This is a genomic window from Streptomyces sp. NPDC085596 (assembly GCF_044541565.1).
In the GTDB taxonomy this organism is placed as follows: Bacteria; Actinomycetota; Actinomycetes; order Streptomycetales; family Streptomycetaceae; genus Streptomyces.
Map to the genome: position 1 here is coordinate 934,222 of NZ_JBITTC010000002.1, position 17,510 is coordinate 951,731.

Genomic DNA, 17,510 nt, shown 5'->3' on the forward strand with positions numbered 1-17,510 from the left:
ACCTGGTCGCACCGCTTCCGGCCTGGCAGGATCGCCCGCATGTCCAAGGTGTTCCCGTTCGCCGAGATCTCCGCCCGGCTGCCCGGCCGGCGCCGCTTGCTGTGGGCGTCGAGCGCGGGAGTCGTGGTGCTCGGCCTGCTGCTGTGGTGGCTGGCGCCGCTCGGTGAGAAGCCGCCGAGCGGGACAATCGTGTTCAGCACGGGCGGCACCCGCGGGGTGTACGAGGAGTACGGCCGGCGTCTGCGCAACGAGTTGGCGAAGGACATGCCCGGTCTGACGGTGAAGCTCACGAGCAGCGCCGGTTCGCAGGAGAACGTGCAGCGGGTGGCGGCCGGGGAGGCGGACTTCACCATCGCGGCGGCCGACGCGGTGCAGACGTACGAGCAGGCGCACCCCGCCGAACACCGGCTGCGCGGGGTGGCCCGGCTCTACGACGACTATGTGCAGCTCATCGTGGCGCCCGGCTCCGGCATCGACAGCGTCGCCGACCTCCGTGACAAGCGGGTCGCCACGGGACTGCCCAACTCCGGTGTGCGGCTGATAGCGAACGGCGTGCTGAAGGCGGCCGGGATCGATCCGGAGAAGGACGTCGTCCCGGTGTCCGCGGGAATCGACACCGGTCCGGACATGCTGGCGCACCACGACATCGACGCCTTCTTCTGGTCCGGCGGCCTGCCCACCGGCGGGCTCACCGAGCTGGCGGACAAGTCGGGGTTCCGGTTCATACCGATAGAGGGGAAGCTCGTCTCCGAGTTGCACGCCGAGGGAGAGGCGGCGCGCTACTACCGGCCCACCAACATGCCCGAGTCCGCGTATCCACGGGTACAGCGCGGCTCCACGGTGGCCACCATCGCGGTGTCCAACCTGCTGATGACCCGCGCCGACCTGGACCCGAGGCTCACGGAGTGGATAACCCGCATCGTGATCAAGAGCCGGGACGAGATAGGCAAGCATGTGCACTCCGCGCAGCGCGTGGATCTGCGCACCGCCATCTACACCGACCCGCTCCCCCTGCACACCGGGGCCCGGCGCTACTACCGCTCGGTCAAGCCCTGACGCGGGTCGGGCGCGGGGGCGTGCCGGGGCAGGGTGACCGTGACCCGCAGTCCCTCGGGCTCGTGGTGGCCGTAGGCGATCGAGCAGTCCGTCGCGGCGAGCAGGGCGCGGGTGATGGACAGGCCCAGCCCTGAGCCCTTGATGTTCTGATGGCGTCCGCTGCGCCAGAACCGGTCGCCCACGCGCTCGAGTTCGTCGTCGGTCAGGCCCGGCCCGGTGTCGGTGACCTGGACCGTGGTGGTGTCACCGCCCGCGAAGACGCCGACCTCGACCGTGCCGTGCTCGGGGGTGAACTTGACGGCGTTGTCGATCACCGCGTCCAGCGCGCTGGACAGGTAGATCGCGTCGGCCCAGGCGGTCGTGGGCGGGCAGTCGCCCACCAGCCGCACGCCCTTGGCGTCGGCGGTCGGCGTCCAGGCGGCGACCCGCTCCTCCGCGAGCGCGCCGATGTCGGTCAGCCGGGCCTCGGTCTCGGCGTGCTCGGCCAGCGCCAGGTCGAGCAGATCGTCCAGCACCTGGGCCAGCCGCTTGCCCTCGGTGCGTACCGAGGCGATCTCCGCGTTGCCCTCGGGCAGTTCGAGGGAGAGCAGTTCGATCCGCAGCAACAGCGCCGAGAGGGGGTTGCGCAACTGATGGGAGGCGTCCGCGACAAAGGCCCGCTGCTGCTCCAGCACCTCCTCGACGTTGTCCGCCATCTCGTTGAACGACCTTGCCAGCCGCCGGAGTTCGGGAGGGCCACCACCCACCGCGACGCGGGACTTCAGGCGTCCGGTGGCGATGTCGTGGGTGGTGGCGTCCAGGATGCGGACCGGCCGCAGCACCCAGCCGGTCAGCCGGAGGGCCGCGCCCACCGCGAGCAGCATCGCGGTGATCTCACCGGCCGCGATCAGCGCCCAGCCGCGCAGGACGCGCCACCGCATCTGCTCGGTGGGCGAGTCGGTGACGACGACCGCGACCACGTCACCGTCCCGGATCACGGGCGAGGCGACCACGAGCCGGGACCGCTGCCAGGGCCACACCTGGCCGGGGTCGTGACTGCGACGGCTGAGCAGCGCCTCCTCGAAGGCCGCCCGGACCACCCCTTCCTGCGGTACGAACCAGTCGCCGGGGGCGTTGACCATGGCGGAGCGGTCGCTGTAGAAGACACCGGAACGAATGCCGTAGACGTCGTGGTAGCTCTCCAGCTCGCGGTGGAGGGTCTGGAGGCGCTCGTCCGGGGCGGTGGAACGGCCGCCGCTCGGGGTGTCGGTGACGAACTGGGCGAGCGCGGCGAAGCGCGCGGTGTCGTCTATCCGGTCCACGATGACGCGCTGCTGCTGAGCGGCGGCCACGCTGACGGCGAGCGGTACGCCGAGCGCGAGGAGCACGGCCGCCATCAGGACGATGAGCAGCGGCAGCAGCCGAGTGCGCACCCGGCCCCGCTATCCGGCCGGGGCGACGAGCCGGTAGCCGACCCCGCGCACGGTCTCGATCAGCGCGGGCATGCGCAGCTTGGCGCGCAGCGACGCCACATGCACCTCCAGGGTGCGCCCGGTCCCTTCCCAGCTGGTGCGCCACACCTCGCTGATGATCTGTTCCCGCCGGAAGACCACACCGGGTCGCTGGGCGAGCAGCGCGAGCAGGTCGAACTCCTTGCGGGTCAGCGGGACGGTGGCCCCGGCCACGCTGACCTGCCGGGTGGGCAGTTCGATGCGGACCGTGCCGAGCAGCAGGGCGGCGCTGTCGTCGCCGGTCACGGCGTCCTCGGGGACGGTGCGGCGGCTGACGGCGTGTATCCGGGCCAGGAGTTCGCCGGTGTCGTACGGCTTCACCACGTAGTCGTCGGCGCCCAGGTTGAGCCCGTGGATGCGGGAGCGGATGTCGGAGCGGGCGGTGACCATGATGACCGGTGTGCCGGTGCGCTTGCGGATCTTGCCGCAGACCTCGTAGCCGTCCTGGTCGGGCAGGCCGAGGTCGAGCAGGATCACGCCGAAGCCGGGGCCCTCGGGGACGAGCGCCTGGAGGGCCTCCTCGCCGCTGCGGGCGTGGGTGACGTCGAAGCCGTGCCGGGCGAGGACCGCGGAGAGGGCCGCGGCGACGTGGTTGTCGTCCTCGACGAGCAGCAGTCTCATTCCGGCCCCCTTCGGTTCAGCGGTCGTACGGTCCGGGTTCTTCTCGGACGCGTACCGATGGTGCGCGCGTGTGCACCATGCAGTGACGCCGACGAAGGACGACGCCGTCAAGAGCGTTCCGGTTGCCCGTGACTTCCGTTATCCGGCCGATACGCGCACAGAAGGCAAGTGCTACGACACGTGTCCGATTGCTATCGGATCGTGATGCTCAGATTCACCTCAGATGTGGTGACGCCGACGGGGGGTCGTCACTACTGTCCTCCGAAACCGAGGAGGACGGAGCCCGAGAGCGATGACCGAAGTAGCGGTGGCCAAGGAAGACGTGGCCGCGTCCGACGACCTGGTCGTCCTGAAGAGCGTCAACAAGCACTTCGGCGCGTTGCATGTGCTCCAGGAGATCGACCTGACGATCGGCCGCGGTGAGGTCGTCGTGGTCATCGGGCCGTCCGGGTCCGGCAAGTCGACCCTGTGCCGCACCATCAACCGTCTGGAGACGATCGACTCCGGCAGCATCACCATCGACGGCAAGCCGCTGCCCCAGGAGGGCAAGGCGCTGGCCAAGCTGCGGGCGGACGTCGGGATGGTGTTCCAGTCCTTCAACCTCTTCGCGCACAAGACCGTGCTCGAGAACGTGATGCTGGGCCAGCTCAAGGTCCGCAGGACGGACAAGAAGAAGGCCGAGGAGCAGGCGCGCGCCCTGCTCGACCGGGTCGGCGTCGGCAGCCAGGCCGACAAGTACCCGGCACAGCTGTCCGGCGGTCAGCAGCAGCGCGTCGCCATCGCGCGGGCGCTGGCGATGGGTCCGAAGGTGATGCTCTTCGACGAGCCCACGTCGGCCCTCGACCCCGAGATGATCAACGAGGTCCTGGAGGTCATGCAGCAGCTGGCCCGCGAGGGCATGACGATGGTCGTCGTCACCCACGAGATGGGCTTCGCCCGCTCGGCCGCGAACCGCGTGGTCTTCATGGCGGACGGCCGGATCATCGAACAGGCCGCCCCCGAGCAGTTCTTCAGCAATCCGCGCAGCGACCGGGCCAAGGACTTCCTGTCCAAGATCCTGCACCACTGAGCCGCGGGCCGGGCTCGCGCCGACCGCACCGACCGTTCTGACCGCGCCGTCCGGGTTTCCGGGCGGCCCGGAGCCGTCCGTGGGGCGGGCGCCCTCGCGCCCTTTCTCGACTTCGCTCCGTCACGCATCACGCAAAGGATGTCCACCATGAAGCTCCGCAAGGTCACCGCAGCCTCCGCCGTCGTGCTCGCCCTCGCCGTGTCCGTCACCGCGTGCGGCGGCGACAAGAAGGACGACGCCTCGGGCGGCGGCAAGAAGATCAAGATCGGCATCAAGTTCGACCAGCCGGGTCTCGGTCTGAAGCAGCCCGACGGCTCCTTCTCCGGCTTCGACGTGGACGTCGCCACCTACGTCGCCAAGCAGCTCGGCTACCAGCCGAACCAGATCGAGTGGGTGGAGACCAAGAGCGCCGACCGCGAGAACGCGCTCCAGCGCGGCGACGTCAAGTTCATCGCGGCCACCTACTCCATCACCGACGAGCGCAAGCAGAAGGTGGACTTCGCCGGCCCGTACCTGCTGGCCCACCAGGACCTGCTGGTGAAGAAGGACGCCGACATCACCAAGGGCACGGACCTCAACGGCAAGAAGCTGTGTTCCGTGACCGGTTCGACCTCGGCGCAGAACATCCAGAAGACGATCGCCCGCAAGGCCAACCTGCGCAACTACTCCGGCTACTCGGAGTGCGTCGCCGGTCTCCAGAGCGGCTCCGTGGACGCGCTGACCACGGACGACTCGATCCTCGCGGGCTTCGCCGCACAGGACAAGTACAAGGGTCAGTTCAAGCTCGCGGGCCTGAAGCTCAGCAACGAGAACTACGGCATCGGCGTCAAGAAGGGCGACTCCGCGACCGTCGGCAAGATCAACAAGGCGCTGGAGCAGATGGTCTCCGACAAGTCCTGGGACAAGGCCGTCAAGACGAACTTCGGCCCCGCCGGCTACAAGAACGAGCCCGCCCCGAAGATCGGCGACATCGTCAAGTAGTCCCGGCGCCACGACGCGAGGACCTGGCGGGCACCGCACGGTCCACGGCCCGCGCCGCCGTCCACCGCTTCCCGGACGGCGGCGCGCCCCGACCACCCCGTAGGCCACACACCCGGAAGCGCGGGAGAACGTGTTCGACTTTCTTGAAGGCTACGACGTCCTGGGGGCGTTCTGGACGACGGTGCAGCTCACCGTCCTCTCCGGCGTCGGCTCCCTCGTCTGGGGCACCCTGCTGGCCGGCATGCGGGTCAGCCCTGTCCCGCTGATGCGCGGGTTCGGCACCGCCTACGTCAACATCGTCCGGAACATCCCGCTGACGATCATCATCCTGTTCACCTCGCTCGGCCTCGCCGACATCTTCGGCGTCACCATGGGCGCCGAGGACTTCAAGATCCAGGGCTTCCGGCTCGCGGTGCTCGGACTGATCGCCTACACGGCGGCGTTCGTGTGCGAGGCAATCCGCTCCGGCATCAACACGGTGCCGCTCGGACAGGCCGAGGCGGCCCGCGCCATCGGGCTGAGCTTCTCCCAGACGCTGCGGCTGATCGTGCTGCCGCAGGCGTTCCGCGCGGTCATCAGCCCGCTGGCCAACGTCCTGATCGCCCTGACCAAGAACACCACGGTGGCGGCCGCCATCGGCGTGGCCGAAGCCGCCACCCTGATGAAGACGATGATCGAGAACGAGGCCCAGACCCTGGCCATCGGCGTCGTCTTCGCCCTCGGCTTCGTGGTACTGACCCTGCCGACCGGCCTCCTCCTGGGCTGGCTCGGCAAGCGACTGGCGGTGAAGCGATGAGTTCCGTCCTCTACGACACACCGGGCCCCCGCGCCCGGACGCGCAACGTCGTCCTCTCGGTCGTCTTCTTCGCCCTGTTCGGCCTGGTGCTGTGGTGGGCCGTGATGAAGCTGGACGACAAGGGCCAGCTGGCGTGGGACCTGTGGAAGCCCTTCACCACGGGCCAGGCATGGACCACGTATCTGCTGCCCGGCCTCGGCAACACCCTGAAGGCGGCGGCGCTGGCCATGGTCATCGCGCTGCCCCTGGGCGCGATATTCGGCATAGCCCGGATGTCCGACCACCGCTGGGTGCGCGTACCGGCGGGCGTGGTCGTGGAGTTCTTCCGCGCCATCCCGGTGCTGCTGCTGATGCTGTTCGCCGGCGAGTTCTACGTCCGCTCCACCGACATCCCCAGCGACGCGCGGCCGCTGTACGCCGTCGTCACCGGCCTGGTGCTGTACAACGCCTCGGTGCTCGCCGAGGTCGTCCGGGCGGGCATCCTCTCGCTGCCGAAGGGGCAGACGGAGGCCGCGTACGCCATCGGTCTGCGCAAGGGCCAGACGATGGCGGGCATCCTGCTGCCGCAGGCCGTCACCGTGATGCTCCCGGCCATCGTCAGCCAGCTCGTGGTGATCGTGAAGGACACGGCGCTGGGCGGCGTCATGCTCCAGTTCACCGACCTGCTCAACGCCCGCAGCACCCTGGCGGCCAACTACGCCAACGTCATCCAGAGCTTCTTCGTGGTGGCGGTCCTCTACATCGTGCTGAACTTCCTGCTCACCTCCTTCGCCTCCTGGCTGGAGGGCCGGCTACGCCGCAGCACGCGCGGCACCGGAGCGGTCCTCGGGGCCGGCCCGGTCGAGGACCTCAACGCGGGCGAGGTCGGCGGGCCGGCCCCCGCCGGGAAAACCGGCTGACACCCGCTCAGAGCAGCCCCTGGGGGGCCGAGATGGCGTGCACGCGCCCTCTCGGCCCCCCATTGCGGTCCTGGGCTCCGTGCCCGATCCTGGAGGGGTGATCGCCACGGGCCTCGGTCACTTGACGCATACTCTGCCAATGGGTTGCATACGTTCTGTGATCGTGCACCCCGCTTCACCTTCCTGTTCCCGCGTGTTCGTCGAGGCATCGTCATGGGCAGGGGGCGCCACACCGTGGACCCGGTGATCATCGTCGGAGCGGGGCCCGTCGGGCTCACGCTCGCCCTGGCACTGGCCCGCCAGGAGGTGCCGTCCGTCGTCCTCGACGAGACCGGCGGCAAGGGCGAGCCCCGGCCCGCGCGCACCGTCGTCCTGCGCGAGGACACCGCGGCGCTTCTGGAGCGGCTGACCGCGATCCACGCCGGTGACCTGGGGCTGCGCTGGACCGGCTGGCGGTCGCTGCGGCGCAGGCAGGTGGTGAGCGAGATCGCCTTCGCGGCGGACGACCCCGCGCCGCTCCACATCGAACAGCACGTCCTCACCGCCGCCCTGCGCGGAGCCGCCGACGCCGAACCGCTCGTCGACATCGCCCTGGACAGCCGTCTCGACGCCGTCGAGCAGGAGCGCTCCGGCGTCACCGCGCACACGCGCGGCCCGCAGGGCACCTGGTGGCGGGGCAGCCATCTGGTCGGCTGCGACGGCCCCCGCTCCACGGTCCGCAAGCTCCTGGACATCCGCTTCCCCGGCCGGACCGCGGTGGAACGGCACGCGGTCGCCACCCTGCGCGTCGAACTCCCCTGGGAGGGAAGGGCGTTGCTGCACCGGATGCCGCCGTGGCGGTCGTCCGGGCATCCCTCCAGCGAGGTCGGTGCCCGTCCGCTCCCGGACAGCACCTGGCGCCTGGACTGGCTGATGCCGCCCGGCAAGGACCTGATCACACCCGAGTTCCTGGTCGGCAACGTCCGCAAGACCCTCACGGGCTGGACCGGCGGGGCGGTCCCGGCCTACGACCTCCTCGACACCGGCGTGCACTCCGTCCACCACCGCCTGGCCCGCCGCTGGCGCTCCGGCCGGGTGTTCCTCGCCGGGGACGCCGCCCATCTGCTGGGCGCGCTCGGCACGCAGGGGCTGGACGAGGGGCTGCGGGACGCCGACAACCTCGCCTGGAAGCTGGCCGTCGTCTGGCACCACGGCCCGCACGAGGCGCTGCTCGACAGCTACCAGGCCGAACGGCGCGCGGTGGTCGCCGCCCGGCTGCGCGCCGCCGACCAGCTGTTGCCGGTACTGCGCGGCACGGGCGGGCTGCGCGGCTACGTGCCCGGCTCGGCCCGGAACCAGGACACGCTGATGACGGACGGTCACCTGGGGCGCGGGGCGCTCGGCGAGCCGGGGGCGTACGCGGGCTCACCGCTCGCGCCCCGGTACCTGGAGGGCGAGATCCCGGTCGACACCGAGCCGGGCGCCCCGGTCGCCGACGTACGGGTCACCGCTGAGGACGGCTCCTTCGTCCGGCTGCGCGACCGGCTGGGCCGGGGCGCGCTGCTCGTCGTCCTGATCGCGCCGGGTACGGGGGTGTGGGACCGCAAGCACTGGATGTCCGCCGGGGTCATGCCCCGGCTGGCGGCCGCGGTGACCGCGCTGCCGCACCGGGCGGAGCTGCTGGTCGCGGAGAGCTATCCGGGCGCCCCGGCCCACAGCGTGCTGCTCGTGCGTCCGGACGGTCATCTGGTCACCGCGCTCAGCGGGGTCCGGCCCGCCGATCTGTACGCGGCGGCGGAGGCCGCGCTCGGCGGCGCGGTGCCGCTGGAGGACGCCCTGAAGGAGGAGGCGGAGGCCGGTTCGGGGGCACGCTGACCTCGGGTCCGGCCCCTCGCTGTCCACATGATGACGACCGATTGACCGGAGTACGGCGGCATGCTGTACTCCGGATCGTGACCGACACCCATGTACGCCTGTGGCGGAGGGTCCATATGGACCTGCTCCGCTACGCGGGCTGCGTGTGTCGCCCGTCCTGCTGAATTCGCATCCCCCTTTTCCGGGCGCCGCCGTGCGCCCGTTCGGCGAACCCTCTTCAGGACGGTGCACGTGTCTGTCTCCCCCCTCACCTCCCCCACCGCCGCGTCGGCCCCCAGCCAGGCCGAACTGCTCGACTTCGTCCGGCGCGCCGCCGCCGACACGGAACTGATCACCTCCCTCCCGCTCGACCCCGAGGGCCGCACCTGGCTCCGGCTGGAGGGGCCGGGCGGCAGCGAGGCGTGGCTGATCGGCTGGCCGCCCGGTACCGGCACGGGCTGGCACGACCACGCCGACTCGGTCGGCGCCTTCCTCACCGCCTCCGGCGAGCTGCGCGAGAACTCGCTGGCAGCCCGGCTGCCCACGGACGGCTGGCGGACCCTCGAACTCACCGAGGACATCGACCGCGAACGCCGTCTCCCCGCCGGCCAGGGCCGCGCGTTCGGCCGGCACCATGTGCACGAGGTGTACAACGACTCCCCCGACCGGCACGCCGTCTCCGTCCACGCCTACTACCCGCCGCTGCCGCGCATCCGCCGCTACAGCCGCAGCGGCCAGGTGCTCCGGCTGGAGCAGGTCGAGCGGCCGGAGGACTGGCAGTGAGCGGCGACGCGCTGCGCCCGGTCGGGATCGACGAACTGCTGGACCGGGTCCGCTCCGGCTACCGGCGCATCGAGGCGCGGGCGGCGCACGAGGCGGCGGGCGACGGGGACGCCCTGCTGGTCGACATCCGGTACGCGGCCCTGCGTGAGCGGGACGGGCTGATCCCCGGCGCCCTGGTGATCGAGCGCAACGAGCTGGAGTGGCGGCTCGATCCACAGGGCAGCCACCGGGTACCGGAGGCCACCGGGCACGATCTGCGGGTCGTGATCATCTGCAACGAGGGCTACGCGTCCAGCCTGGCGGCGGCCTCCCTGCACCAGCTGGGCCTGCGCCGCGCCACCGACCTGGTGGGCGGCTTCCAGGCGTGGCGCGCGGCGGGGCTGCCGGTGGAGCCGGTGGCGTGAGGAGTACGTCCGCCCGGGGCTCGGCGCCCTGAGCGGACCTTCCTGTCCGCCCCTCAGAAACCGTCTTCCGTCAGGAACTCCGTGTCCTCGCCCTCTTCCTCCAGCGCCTGGCGGACGACGCGGAGGGCCATCCCCTCGGGATAACCCTTACGGGCGAGCATCCCGGCGAGGCGGCGGAGCCGTTTGTCGCGGTCGAGCCCGCGGGTGGCTCTCAGCTTGCGGTCCACCAGCTCGCGGGCGGTGGTCTCCTCCTGCTCGGAGTCGAGCCGGCCCACGGCCTCGTCGATCAGCGCCGAGTCGACACCCTTGGTACGCAGTTCGCGGGCGAGGGCGCGGCGGGCCAGCCCCCGGCCGTGGTGCCGTGACTCCACCCAGGCGTCCGCGAAGGCACTGTCGTTGATGAGCCCGACCTCCTCGAACCGCGACAGCACCTCCTCGGCCACCTCGTCCGGGATCTCCCGCTTGCGCAGGGCGTCCGCGAGCTGCCTGCGGGTGCGCGGGGTTCCGGTGAGCAGGCGCAGACAGATGTTCCGCGCCTTCTCGGCCGGGTCCGTGTCCGGGTCCATGGAGGACACCCCTGACTCGGCCCTCGACGAGCTGAGGGTGTCCTCGTCCATGCCGGCCGGCTCCCCGAAGCCGCGCCGCCGACGGCCGCGCCGGGAGGAGCCGCCCCCGTGGGACTCCTCCGAGCGTGTGCCGTCCCACCCGGACCGGCGTCGCGCCGGGTGGCCGTCCTCGTGTCCGTCCGCGTCGTCACCGGGCGCGGCGGTGGCCGGGTCGCGCCCGATGCCCCTCCCCCGTGGGGCACCGGTCGCGGAGTCGTCGTACTCGGCCCAGTCGGTTCGTCGCGTCACGGGTCAGCTCTTGGCTGTGGCGGCCTTGGGCTTGGTGGCCTTGGCCGGGGCGGGGGCTGCCTTGGCGTCCGTGGCCTTGGCGTCGGCGCCCGGGGCGGTGACCGCGGCGGCATCCGTGCCCGGCTCGGCGGTGGGCTTCTCGGGACGAACGCCGACGCCCAGCTTCTCCTTGATCTTCTTCTCGATCTCGTTGGCGAGGTCGGGGTTGTCCTTGAGGAAGTTGCGGGCGTTCTCCTTGCCCTGGCCGAGCTGGTCGCCCTCGTACGTGTACCAGGCACCGGCCTTGCGGACGAAGCCGTGCTCCACGCCCATGTCGATCAGACCGCCCTCGCGGCTGATGCCGTGGCCATAGAGGATGTCGAACTCGGCCTGCTTGAAGGGCGGGGCGACCTTGTTCTTGACGACCTTGCAGCGGGTGCGGTTGCCGACCGCGTCCGTGCCGTCCTTCAGGGTCTCGATACGGCGGATGTCGATGCGCACCGAGGCGTAGAACTTCAGCGCGCGGCCACCGGTCGTGGTCTCCGGCGAGCCGAACATGACGCCGATCTTCTCGCGGAGCTGGTTGATGAAGATCGCGGTCGTCTTGGACTGGTTGAGCGCGCTGGTGATCTTCCGCAGGGCCTGGCTCATCAGACGGGCCTGGAGACCCACGTGACTGTCGCCCATCTCGCCCTCGATCTCCGCGCGCGGGACGAGCGCGGCGACGGAGTCGATGACGATGAGGTCGAGCGCGCCGGAGCGGACCAGCATGTCCACGATCTCCAGCGCCTGCTCGCCGTTGTCCGGCTGGGAGAGGATCAGGTTGTCGATGTCGACGCCGAGCTTCTTCGCGTACTCGGGGTCGAGGGCGTGCTCCGCGTCCACGAAGGCGACCTGGCCGCCGGCCTTCTGCGCGTTGGCCACGGCGTGCAGGGTGAGGGTCGTCTTGCCGGAGGACTCCGGGCCGTAGACCTCCACGACGCGGCCGCGCGGCAGACCGCCGACGCCGAGAGCCACGTCGAGGGCGGTCGAGCCGGTCGGGATGACCTCGATGGGCTCCATCGACCGATCGCCCATGCGCATCACGGCGCCCTTGCCGAATTGTCGTTCAATCTGTGCGAGCGCGGCGTCGAGCGCCTTCTCGCGGTCGGTTCCTACCATGGGTTCCACCCGGTTTGCTTGAGTCGATCGCTTCACGTCAAAGACGCTAACGCCTGCCACTGACAATGCGCCCCGACGTCGGCCTGGCCTGTGGATAACCGAGGGACATTCCTACCTGAACCGCATCGAAATCCCCGCCGCCGGCTTCGCCTGAGCTTCCATGAGAATGGATGTTCGATTTTTGTGTCAAGCACCTCCGAGGCCGCGGCGGGGCAGACGCAGCCAGGCACTCGCCCTCACTGTCGGCGGCACTGTCGGACCTGCCTGACACGATGCGCCGCATGGATCTCGCACACCCGCTCGACGGCCTGGATGACCACCCCTGGCCCGCTTCCTCCCATGCCTACGGGAGCGCGGAGGATGTCCCCGGCCTGCTGCGGGCGCTGTGCGGCCCCGACCAGGACGCGGCGGACGAAGCCCTGTCGGAGCTGTACGGCAGCGTGCTGCACCAGGGGACGGTCTACGCCGCGAGCGCGGAGGCGGCGCCGTTCCTCGCCAGGATCGCGGCGGCCGGCCACCGCACGGCCGATGTCATGGTGCTGCTCGGCGGCCTGGCCGAGAGCGAGGACGAGCACGGCGTGCCGCCGGGCACGGTCCGGGCGACTGTGGCCGCACAGCTTCCGCTGCTCCTGCCGTCGCTGGCCGCGGCCGAGCCGGACGTCCGCCGGACAGCCGCCTGGGCCGTCTCCCACACCCGCACGGCCGGGATCGCGCTGCCCGCGCTGCGCACACGCTGGGCGGAGGAGTCCGTACCGGCCGTCCGTGCGGAGGTCCTGTCCGCGCTCGCCCGGCTCGACCCGCAGGCCGGCACGGCGGTGGCCGCCACCGCCCTGGAGCCGTCCCAGCCCGCCGAGGTGCGCATGGCCGCCCTCTTCGCCCGTCTCGACGCGGGCGCTCCATGGACCCGGGCCATGCACACGGCGATGCTGTCCCTGCTGCCCGCCGACGCTCTGCGCTCCGACCTCGACCACGAGCGCGGCGAACCGCTGGTCGCCGTCGTGAAGGCCCTCTTGAGCAGAGGCCATGGACCGGAGCGCGAGGCAGCGTTCGCCTTGGTCGAAGCGGCTCTGCGGAACGACCAGGCCGACGTGAGGACCGAAGGGCTGCGGGCGGCCGACTGCGCCTGCATGCTCTCCCGCAGCGCCCCACCACGGCTGATACGGAGCCTGCGCGAGGCGGCCGTCGACGAGGACTCGGTGATCCGCGTGGCGTCCCTCCTCGGCCGACTGGGCAGCGTGGCGACACCGGTCGCCGACGTCCTCGTCCCGCTCGCCCGGAGGAACTCGGACCGGGTCGACGACCACGCGGACCGGGCCCTGGCCGCGCTCGTGCTCGTCGCGCCGGTCAAGGCGGTACCGTTCCTGGCCGCCGGCCTCGGGCGCCGCCCCTGGGCCCTCGACGCGGCCGCCGGTATCCGCAGACCGGCCGACTTCGTCCTCCCGTACGACAACGGCCTCCTCGACGCAGTGCGGGACCGCCTCTCCCAGCCCGAAAGCCTGAGCGGTAACGAACCGTGGCAGCTCATGACCCTGCTGAGGGACTGGGGCGCCGACGCGGCACCGGTACTGCCCGAGCTGTGCGCGGCGCTCCCCCGCTTCCCCGAAGCGGCCCGGACGATAGCCACCATTGCCGCCGACTGCGCACCGGGGGAACGCGGCCGGGCTGTCACTTCGTTGCGGGCGGCGGCCGAGCAGGGGGCCCTCCCGGCGGCGCAGGCGCTGTACGACCTCGGCGGCGAGCCCGCACTCCTGCTGGGCTGCCTCGAAGAGGCACTCCGGGGCGGTGTCCGTGGGCTCAGGGACGCCGCCGCGGCAGCCGGCGTACTCGGCCATCAGGGAGCGCCGCTGGTGCCGGCCCTGCGCGCGGCGCTCAGCGGCTCCTCCGGCGACACCACACCCGCGCTGGACGCGGACACGGCTCTCGCCGAGGCTCTCTGGCGCGTCACGGGGAAAGCGGACGAGGTGATCGCCGTTCTTGACTCGGTCTTCACCCGCGCCGAACACAACACCTGGTCCCGGTGGTCGGTTGTGCGGGCCGCCCGCGCGGCGGCGCTCCTCGGTCCTGCGGGGCACCCGCTCGTCCCCCGGCTGACAGCAGTTCTCGACCATCCTGCGCAGGCACCGGCCGCCGTACTGGCCCTCCTGGCCGTGGCGGAACCCGCCTCGCTGGACCGCGCCGCACTCACCGAGGCCGCCTTGCGGTCGGCCGAATCAGATGCCGATGCAGTGGGCGCCTGCGACGCCCTGGAAGCTCTCGGTGCGACCGACATGACCGGCGAGCATCTGCGCAGACTGGCCGCCCTAGCCGACGGAGACGCCCGCGTGACCCGCTCGGGAGTCGAAACCGGCATCATCCGCGAGGACGAAGCCCTCCGGAACCGCCTCCGGGCACTGGCACCCCCGCCGGAACACTGACGCAGGCCACCACGGCAACCCCCGACGCCAGCAGCAAGGCACCCGACAGGGACTGCGCCGCGAGCGGTCCGGCAACGCCGGCGCCCACGGCGAAGCCCGTGATCTTCAAGCTGGCGCCAGTGGTGAAGATCTGGCCGCGCAGGTGTTCCGGGGACTCCCGGTGGCGGACGGCGAACAGGGCCGTCAGTTGCGGTCCCTCACCGGCGCCGGCCAGCAGCGCGGCCACGACGAGCGCGACCGGCCGGCCCAACGCCGCCAGAGCCAGTGCGACCGCCTGGACCATGGCTCCTGTCCGGATGAGGGCGTCGGGGGTCATGATCATCCTGCGCGCGAGCGCGGCGTTGGCCACCAGGCCGGATGCCGCCACACAGGAGAGCAGCACCGCTCCCCTGGCCGCCCCGTCCAGCGCCCGCTCGCCCAGCAACGGGACGCAGGCCGTCAGCATGCCCTGGGCCGTGCAGGAGCCGACCGAGGTGAAGGTCGCCCGCGCCAGCGCCGGATTCCCCAGGACGAACCGCGCTCCAGTGGCGAGGTCACCGACCATCGCACTCGCCTCCCGACCGGGCACCCTGGGCAACCGCCAGGCCGCCGGCACCGCCGACCCGATGAGCAGCCCGGCGACAACCACAGCAGTCGGCGCGCCCAGCATCTCCGCCACACCCCCGGCCAGTGCCGGGCCGGCAAGGCTCGCCGCGCCGAACGTCATCGCGTCGAGGGTGTTCGCCCGCCCCGGCGGCCCGCCGGGCACCACCCGAGGCAGCTGCGCGGTCCAGCCTCCCGCGAGGGCAGGCCCCAGCAGCCCGGTCGCCACGGCGAGCGCGAGCGTCGCGGTGAAGGGCACTCGGCCGAGCCCGAGCAGGATCAGCCCCAGTCCTCCGCCGTACAGGGCGAGTGCCCCGGCGAGCAGGTGCCCCGGCCGTTGCGCCCGGTCGAGGATGGCGCCGAGCACCAAGCCGCCCACCACGGCAGAGACGGTGACCCCCGCGAGCAGAGCGGAGGCGGCAGTGGCCGAGCCGGTGAGGGCGAACCCGGCCAGCATCAGGGCCGGCCCGGACATCTCGTCCCCGGTACGGGCGGCCAGCGCACCAGCGAGATAGGAAGCAAGCGCGTAACGCCTCGTCACCGTGATGACGTTACGGAGGTAACTCAAAACTCCGCAATATGCGTTACATTCCGCCCGTGTCCTCCACTCCCGAAGACTGGTCCACCCGGCACTCGGTGCTGACGACGGCCCAGCGCACTGCCGATCTGGTCAACGCCCTCGTCGACGACCACCCCGACCCGGCCGACGTAGCCGCCGTGCTCCGCGCGTACGGCGAGACGGACCCCATCGACCTCTCCGCACGCGACGTGACCGAGATGCGTGCGGCCGCAGCCCGGCTGCGGGAGGTGTTCGCCGCCGAGGACACCGATGCCGCCGCGTCGGCCCTCAACCGCCTGCTGCGCGACCACACGGGCCCGCTCCGGCTGTCCTCGCACGACGGCACCACCCCCTGGCACCCCCACCTCGACCGCGCCGACGACGCCCCCTGGGCCGAGTGGTTTCTCGCCTCGTCGTGCATGGCGCTGACCGTCCTCGTCTGGGACCGCCAACGCCCGCCGGGCGGCACGTGCGACTCCCCGAGCTGCGACAACGTCTACGTCACCCAGGGCAGCGGCCCGCCCCGCCGCTACTGCTCCCGCCGCTGCGCCACCCGGCAGCGCGTAGCGGCCCATCGCCGCGCCCGCGCCGCGCGGGAACCGGGCTAGGCCGAGCCTTCGGAGTCCGGCTCAGGAGCGCGCGGCCGCCCCAGGCGGAGGCGGACGAAGGTGTCGGGGCGGCCCTGCCGGCGCAGGCGGTGGCCGTGTACGCGCGGGTCGTCCGTGACGGTGTACCGCTTGACGTACGCCCCCAGGAACGCCTGGAGTGTGGCCACCGCCGGGATGGCGATCAGGGCGCCCACCGCGCCGAGCAGGGCGGTGCCCACGATCACCGAGCCGAAGGCGACGGCCGGGTGGATGTCGACGGTCTTGGACGTCAGCTTCGGCTGGAGCATGTAGTTCTCGAACTGCTGGTAGATCACGACGAAGATCAGCACCCACACCGCGTACCAGGGCGCCACGGTGAACGCGATCAGCATCGGCAGCGCGCCCGCGAGGTAGGTGCCGATGGTCGGGATGAACTGTGAGACGAGGCCCACCCAGACGCCGAGCACGGGCGCGTACGGCACGCCGAGGGCCTGGAGCAGGATGTAGTGCGCGACGCCGGAGATGAGCGCCATCAGGCCGCGCGAGTAGATGTAGCCGCCGGTCTTGTCGACGGCGATCTCCCAGGCGCGCAGCACCTCGGCCTGCCGCGCGGGCGGCAGCACCGAGCACAGGGCCCGTCGCAGCCGGGGGCCGTCCGCGGCGAAGTAGAACGAGAACAGGCCGACGGTGAGGAGCTGGAAGAGCCCGCCGAGCACTTGGGCGGACACGTCGAGGACGCCTGCCGCGCTGTTCTGCGCGTACTTGCGCAGCCAGTCGGAGTGAAGCAGGCCCTCCTGGACGTCGACCCGGCGCACCTCCAGGCGGAAGGTCTGGTTGACCCAGTTGATGACCGAGTCGAGGTACTCGGGGAATCCCTCGATCATCTTGATGATCTGGCCCGCGAGCATCGAGCCGAGCAGGGTGAAGAAGCCCGCGGTGACGACGGCCAGGCCGAGGACGACCAGGAAGGTGGCGAGTCCCCGGCGCATCCCGCGCGCGGACATGCGGCTGACGGCGGGTTCGATGGCGAGGGCCAGGAAGAACGCGATCAGGATGTTGACGAGGAGCCCGATCAACTGGTGGAAGGCCCAGCTGCCCAGCTGGAACAGGGCGACCAGCGCGAGCGCGAGCACCATGGCGCGCGGCAGCCAGCGCGGCATCCGGGCACCCGTGACGGCGCCGGCCGCGGGCTCGCGCGGCGGCGGGCCGGCGGCGGAGGCCGCGGACCCGGCCGGGGGTGCCGTCTGCGGGTCGGTCGGCTCGATGTCGTCGATGCGTGCCACGGGCCAAGTCTGGCCCACGCCACCGACAGCCCGGACCGTCTGAGGGCCTTGGTGACCGACTCGGTATGTGGCCGTCAACACACCCGGCGGCTCATCCGTCGACCGGGGGACCGGCGATCCGCGTATTTCGCCCCCGTCTTTCGGCCGACCTCGCCCGCT

At 71.6% G+C, this 17,510-nt stretch carries 17 protein-coding genes; 11 read left to right on the forward strand and 6 right to left on the reverse strand.

From position 1 onward, the window contains the following. The first annotated feature begins 39 nt into the window (after positions 1–39). Positions 40–1,056, forward strand: a complete 1,017-nt coding sequence (locus ACIGA3_RS09720) for a TAXI family TRAP transporter solute-binding subunit (RefSeq protein WP_399712283.1) — start codon at positions 40–42, stop codon at positions 1,054–1,056. On the opposite strand, the gene ACIGA3_RS09725 is transcribed toward ACIGA3_RS09720, so the two are convergent. Together ACIGA3_RS09725 and ACIGA3_RS09730 are read right to left on the reverse strand one after the other, a co-directional pair. Then, positions 1,035–2,468, reverse strand: a complete 1,434-nt coding sequence (locus ACIGA3_RS09725) for an ATP-binding protein (RefSeq protein ID WP_399712286.1) — start codon at positions 2,466–2,468, stop codon at positions 1,035–1,037. The two genes, ACIGA3_RS09720 and ACIGA3_RS09725, sit on opposite strands and share 22 nt — an antisense overlap. 9 nt (positions 2,469–2,477) lie before the next feature. Beyond that, positions 2,478–3,167, reverse strand: coding sequence for a response regulator transcription factor (locus tag ACIGA3_RS09730; RefSeq protein ID WP_399712289.1), 690 nt, complete (start codon positions 3,165–3,167; stop codon positions 2,478–2,480). Between the two features lie 292 nt (positions 3,168–3,459). On the opposite strand from ACIGA3_RS09730, the gene ACIGA3_RS09735 reads away from it, so the two are divergent. The 8 genes from ACIGA3_RS09735 to ACIGA3_RS09770 all read left to right on the forward strand — a co-directional run bounded on the left by ACIGA3_RS09735 (position 3,460) and on the right by ACIGA3_RS09770 (position 9,932). Further along, the gene (locus ACIGA3_RS09735; protein ID WP_399712292.1) at positions 3,460–4,236 is read left to right on the forward strand and encodes an amino acid ABC transporter ATP-binding protein; all 777 of its coding nucleotides are present in this window, start codon (positions 3,460–3,462) and stop codon (positions 4,234–4,236) included. Positions 4,237–4,383: 147 nt separating this feature from the next. Next, the gene (locus ACIGA3_RS09740) at positions 4,384–5,217 is read left to right on the forward strand and encodes a glutamate ABC transporter substrate-binding protein (RefSeq protein ID WP_399712295.1); all 834 of its coding nucleotides are present in this window, start codon (positions 4,384–4,386) and stop codon (positions 5,215–5,217) included. Positions 5,218–5,347: 130 nt separating this feature from the next. After that, entirely contained in the window at positions 5,348–6,013 is a 666-nt protein-coding gene (locus tag ACIGA3_RS09745) for an amino acid ABC transporter permease (RefSeq protein WP_399712299.1), read from the forward strand. Continuing rightward, positions 6,010–6,912 (forward strand): amino acid ABC transporter permease, encoded by a 903-nt coding sequence (locus ACIGA3_RS09750; RefSeq protein WP_399712302.1) that lies wholly within the window; start codon positions 6,010–6,012, stop codon positions 6,910–6,912. Before ACIGA3_RS09745 ends, ACIGA3_RS09750 begins: the two co-directional genes overlap by 4 nt. A 234-nt stretch (positions 6,913–7,146) precedes the next feature. Further along, positions 7,147–8,766: an FAD-dependent monooxygenase gene (locus tag ACIGA3_RS09755; RefSeq protein ID WP_399712531.1), complete on the forward strand. Its 1,620-nt coding sequence runs from the start codon at positions 7,147–7,149 to the stop codon at positions 8,764–8,766. Positions 8,767–8,843: 77 nt separating this feature from the next. Then, positions 8,844–8,930, forward strand: coding sequence for a putative leader peptide (locus ACIGA3_RS09760; RefSeq protein WP_343235428.1), 87 nt, complete (start codon positions 8,844–8,846; stop codon positions 8,928–8,930). Positions 8,931–8,997: 67 nt separating this feature from the next. Continuing rightward, entirely contained in the window at positions 8,998–9,528 is a 531-nt protein-coding gene (locus ACIGA3_RS09765; RefSeq protein ID WP_399712305.1) for a cysteine dioxygenase, read from the forward strand. Beyond that, positions 9,525–9,932, forward strand: coding sequence for a rhodanese-like domain-containing protein (locus tag ACIGA3_RS09770; protein WP_399712308.1), 408 nt, complete (start codon positions 9,525–9,527; stop codon positions 9,930–9,932). The genes ACIGA3_RS09765 and ACIGA3_RS09770 overlap by 4 nt, the downstream gene beginning before the upstream one ends. 53 nt (positions 9,933–9,985) lie before the next feature. On the opposite strand, the gene recX is transcribed toward ACIGA3_RS09770, so the two are convergent. Both recX and recA read right to left on the reverse strand, forming a co-directional pair. After that, the gene (recX, locus tag ACIGA3_RS09775) at positions 9,986–10,786 is read right to left on the reverse strand and encodes a recombination regulator RecX (protein ID WP_399712312.1); all 801 of its coding nucleotides are present in this window, start codon (positions 10,784–10,786) and stop codon (positions 9,986–9,988) included. Positions 10,787–10,789: 3 nt separating this feature from the next. Continuing rightward, positions 10,790–11,926: a recombinase RecA gene (gene recA, locus ACIGA3_RS09780; RefSeq protein ID WP_399712315.1), complete on the reverse strand. Its 1,137-nt coding sequence runs from the start codon at positions 11,924–11,926 to the stop codon at positions 10,790–10,792. A 281-nt stretch (positions 11,927–12,207) separates the two neighbouring features. Here recA and ACIGA3_RS09785 point away from each other — a divergent pair, with 281 nt between their 5' ends. After that, positions 12,208–14,340, forward strand: a complete 2,133-nt coding sequence (locus tag ACIGA3_RS09785; RefSeq protein ID WP_399712318.1) for a hypothetical protein — start codon at positions 12,208–12,210, stop codon at positions 14,338–14,340. Here the strand turns inward: ACIGA3_RS09785 and ACIGA3_RS09790 are convergent. After that, positions 14,276–15,463: an MFS transporter gene (locus tag ACIGA3_RS09790; RefSeq protein WP_399712321.1), complete on the reverse strand. Its 1,188-nt coding sequence runs from the start codon at positions 15,461–15,463 to the stop codon at positions 14,276–14,278. The two genes, ACIGA3_RS09785 and ACIGA3_RS09790, sit on opposite strands and share 65 nt — an antisense overlap. Positions 15,464–15,501: 38 nt before the next feature. Between ACIGA3_RS09790 and ACIGA3_RS09795 the strand changes: the two genes are divergently transcribed. Next, on the forward strand, positions 15,502–16,089 hold the full coding sequence (locus ACIGA3_RS09795; RefSeq protein ID WP_399712324.1) for a CGNR zinc finger domain-containing protein: 588 nt from the start codon (positions 15,502–15,504) through the stop codon (positions 16,087–16,089). On the opposite strand, the gene ACIGA3_RS09800 is transcribed toward ACIGA3_RS09795, so the two are convergent. After that, on the reverse strand, positions 16,086–17,228 hold the full coding sequence (locus tag ACIGA3_RS09800; RefSeq protein ID WP_399712535.1) for an AI-2E family transporter: 1,143 nt from the start codon (positions 17,226–17,228) through the stop codon (positions 16,086–16,088). The genes ACIGA3_RS09795 and ACIGA3_RS09800 overlap by 4 nt on opposite strands. Positions 17,229–17,510 lie beyond the last annotated feature (282 nt).